The organism is Variovorax sp. 01T439_2, assembly GCF_056398445.1.
Map to the genome: position 1 here is coordinate 1 of NZ_JBFTPJ010000661.1, position 3,408 is coordinate 3,408.

The 3,408-nt window shown below is 69.6% G+C and carries 3 protein-coding genes; all 3 read right to left on the reverse strand.

The genetic code is table 11. The features are described 5' to 3' along the window. On the reverse strand, window positions 1-1,007 hold a 1,007-nt coding region (locus tag AC1DOC_RS25345), incomplete at its 3' end, for an ABC transporter substrate-binding protein (protein ID WP_478130737.1). 32 nt (window positions 1,008-1,039) lie between these two features. Further along, window positions 1,040-2,491, reverse strand: coding sequence for a M81 family metallopeptidase (locus AC1DOC_RS25350; RefSeq protein WP_478080504.1), 1,452 nt, complete (start codon window positions 2,489-2,491; stop codon window positions 1,040-1,042). A 33-nt stretch (window positions 2,492-2,524) separates the two neighbouring features. After that, on the reverse strand, window positions 2,525-3,408 hold an 884-nt coding region (locus tag AC1DOC_RS25355; RefSeq protein WP_478130738.1), incomplete at its 5' end, for an NAD(P)/FAD-dependent oxidoreductase.

The following is a 3,408-nucleotide window of genomic DNA, read 5'->3' on the forward strand; positions in this document are numbered from 1 at the left end:
AGATGAAGAAGGTAGATGAAGAAGGTCGGGCAGAAGGCCATGCGCATGTCCAGCGGATAGCCCATGGCCGCGACGATGCGCTCCTGGCTCACGGCCTGCAGCAGCGCCTGGCGCACCTTCGGGTTGTTGAAGGGCGGCAGCAGGTGGTTCATGACCAGGAAGCCCTGGTAGGTTCCGCCCGAGCCGATCTTCACGCCGGGGTCGGTGCGCAGCGGCGCGATGTAGTCGGGCGGCACCTGTTCCACCAGGTCGACCTCGCCGCGCTTGAGCGCCGCGATGGCGCTGTTGGCGTCGGGCAGGTAGAGCCATTCGACGCGGTCGAAGCTGGTCTTCTTGCTGCCGGCCAGGCCGCTCGGCGGTTCGCTGCGCGGCAGGTAGTTGGGGTTGCGCACGAACACGGTCTTGTTGCCGGGCACCCACTCGTCGCGCTTGAAGATGAAGGGGCCGGAGCCGATCACCTCGGGCAGCGGCGCCGTCGCGGGCATCTTCGCGAGCCGCTCGGGCAGGATCACGGGCGGAAAGCTCGAGGGCTTGGCGAGGCCCTCGAGCACCAGGCCGAAGGGCTCGGCGAGCGTGAGCGTGAAGGTGCGCGCATCCACCGCCTTCCACTCGGCGCCGCCCGCCACCATGGCGCGGCCGATGCTGTCGCGCGCGGCCCAGCGCTGCAGCGAGGCAATGGCATCGGCCGAGGTCACGGCGGCGCCGTCGGAGAACTTCAGGCCCGGGCGCAGCGTGAAGCTCCACTGCTTGCCGTCCTTGGAGGAGGTGTACTTCTCGGCCATCTGCGGCTGCGGCTTGCCGTTCGCATCCTGCGCGAACAGCGTGTCGTAGACCATGTAGCCGAAGTTGCGCGAGATGTAGGCGGTGGTGAAGGTCGGGTCGAGGATCTTCAGGTCGGCATGCGCCACCACCTTGAGCGTCTTGGGCGCCGGCGTCTGTGCGAGCGCCGGCAGGCACGCGGCGGAAAGCGCCAGGGTGGCAAGGGCGGCAAGCGTTCGTCGTTTCATCGTCGGTTCTCCGGTGGGGGCGAAAGAAAAGGTCAGGCGGCGACGCCGATCGGCCACTTGGGCAGGCGCGCCTTGCGGTAGGGCAGGGTGTTGAGGTCGAGCGTCACTGCACCGGGGGCGCCGGCGTAGATCACGTGCTTCGCGACTTTCGAGTACGAGGCATAGAAATGCTGCGACGACTTCACGACGATGATCTTCTTGGCCGCAAGGTCGCAGCCCAGCTGCGTGAACAGGTCGGTGCCCATGGCCTGGTTGCGCAGCGTGATCAGCACGATCTCGATGCCGTTGGCCTCGACCAGCGCGCTGTCGCCCATGAGCGTGGGCGTGCCCGCCAGGCCCGTCATCACCAGGTCGTGCTTGAGCGCCTTCACGGTGCAGTCGAGGTCGATCGGGTCGCCCGACAGCGGGCTGATCTTGCCGCCGATGCGCATCGCGAGCTTGGCGCCCACGCCCGCGTCGAAGGCGATGCGCACCGCGATCGGGTCCCACATCGGGCCGATGGCCGCGTTGGTGATGCCGCGCTCGACCATGCGGCGCAGGATGAAGGTGGAGTCGCTGGCCGCGCCGCCGCCGGGGTTGTCGGCGCCGTCGGACAGCACCACCGGGCCGCCGTCGAAGGCCAGTGCCTGGTCGAGCGAGGCGTTGATGCCCGGGTAGTCGATCGCGAGGCCCTCGCGCATGGCGATGACTTCGTCGGCCAGCTGGCGGGCCAGCGCATCGGCCTTGGCCTGGTCGCCGTCGGTGTAGACCAGCACCTTGGTGCCCATCTCGGGCACGTCGCCCCACGAGAAGCCATGCGTGAGCGAGATCGACAGCACGCCGTCCTTGCCTTCGAGCGACTGCATGCGCTCGACGAAGCCGCGCGCCGGCTCGCGCGAGGTATGCACTGTGACGATCATGTCGCAGTCGACCACCGCGGCCACCGGCTTCACCTTGCCTTCGACCATGGCGGCGCAGATGTCCACCAACTCCAGGCCGCGCTCGAGCACGTCGGTATGCGGATATTCCTTGAACGAGATCATCAGGTCGGCGTTGGCGACCATCTGCGGCGTGAGGTGGTTGTGCGGATCGAGCTCGGCGCCGATCACCACGCCCGGCCCGACGATCTGCCGCACGCGCGCCAGCAGGTCGCCTTCGCAGTCGTCGTAGCCGTCGGCCACCATGGCGCCGTGCAGGCCGAGCAGCACCATCTCGACCGGCAGCGCCGCACGCAGGTCGGCCAGCAACTCGTCGCGCAGCGTTTCGTAGGCGTGGCGCGTGGTGGTGCCGCTGGGCTGCGCGCCGGCCACCATGCCTTCGAACAGCTGCCAGCCGCGGTCGGCGCCGCGCATGCGTGCGGCCCACAGCGGGCCCGAGAACAGCGTCATCGCGTCCGGGTGCTGGCCGGCCGGGAAGTAGCCGCGGTCCTTGAAGGAGGCGAGGCCGGTCGGCATCGGGCCGAAGGTGTTGGTTTCGGTGGCCAGGGAGGCGCTGAAGACACGCATGGGTTTGTCTCTGCGGTGGTGGAAGTGTTCTTGTCAGCCGGCTGCGGCCGTGCGCAGGCGCTGCGGCCCGAGCATCTCGGCCGTGAGGCCGAAGCCCGCAATGCGTTCGGGCAGCGGCAGTCCGCGCGCCAGCGCCGCGCAGGCCTCGCCCATGGCCGCCGAGGTCTGGCTGCCGTAGCCGCCCTGCGCCGCAACCCAGAAGAAGCCCGGCGCGTCCGGATCGAAGCCGCCCACCAGGTCGCCGTCGGCCACGAAGGAGCGCAGGCCGGCCCAGGTGCGCGCGGGCCGGCGGATGGCGAGCGTGGTCGCTTCCTCGATGCGGTGGATCGCGAAGGCGATGTCCAGCTCCTCGGGCTGCACGTCCTGCGGCTCGACCAGGTCGGCATTGGCCGGCGAGCCGAGCAGCATGCCGGCATCGGGCTTGATGTACCAGCCTTCGTCGGCGCCGAACACCATGGGCCAGTGCGCGACGCTGCTGCCTTCGGGCGGCGCGAAGACGAAGGCCGAGCGCCGGCGCGGTTCGATGCCGATGGGCTGCACACCGGCCATCTGCGCGATGGTGTCGACCCAGGCGCCTGCGGCATTGAGCAGCACCGGTGCTTCGTAGACATTGCCGCCAGCCGTCACGCGCCAGCGCTCGCCGATGCGTTCGATGGCCGTCACGCCGGCATCGCACACCAGCTTGCCGCCGGCCTGCCGCATGCCGCGCAGGTAGCCCTGGTGGATGGCGTGCACGTCCATGTCGGCGGCGTCGGGTTCGTAGACGGCGCCGGCCACCTGTCCGGGCCTGAGCGCAGGCACCATCGCCAGCGCTTCTTCGCTGCCAAGCCGCGTGGCGCCGGTGTTCATGGCGCGCAGCACGTTCCAGTGGGCCTCGAGCTCGGCCAGGTGCTCGGTGCTCGCGACCATCATCGCGC

Bases quoted from the DNA above. Each gene is read 5' to 3' on its own strand.
- AC1DOC_RS25350 (WP_478080504.1), bottom strand. From the start codon at position 2,491: ATGCGTGTCTTCAGCGCCTCCCTGGCCACCGAAACCAACACCTTCGGC.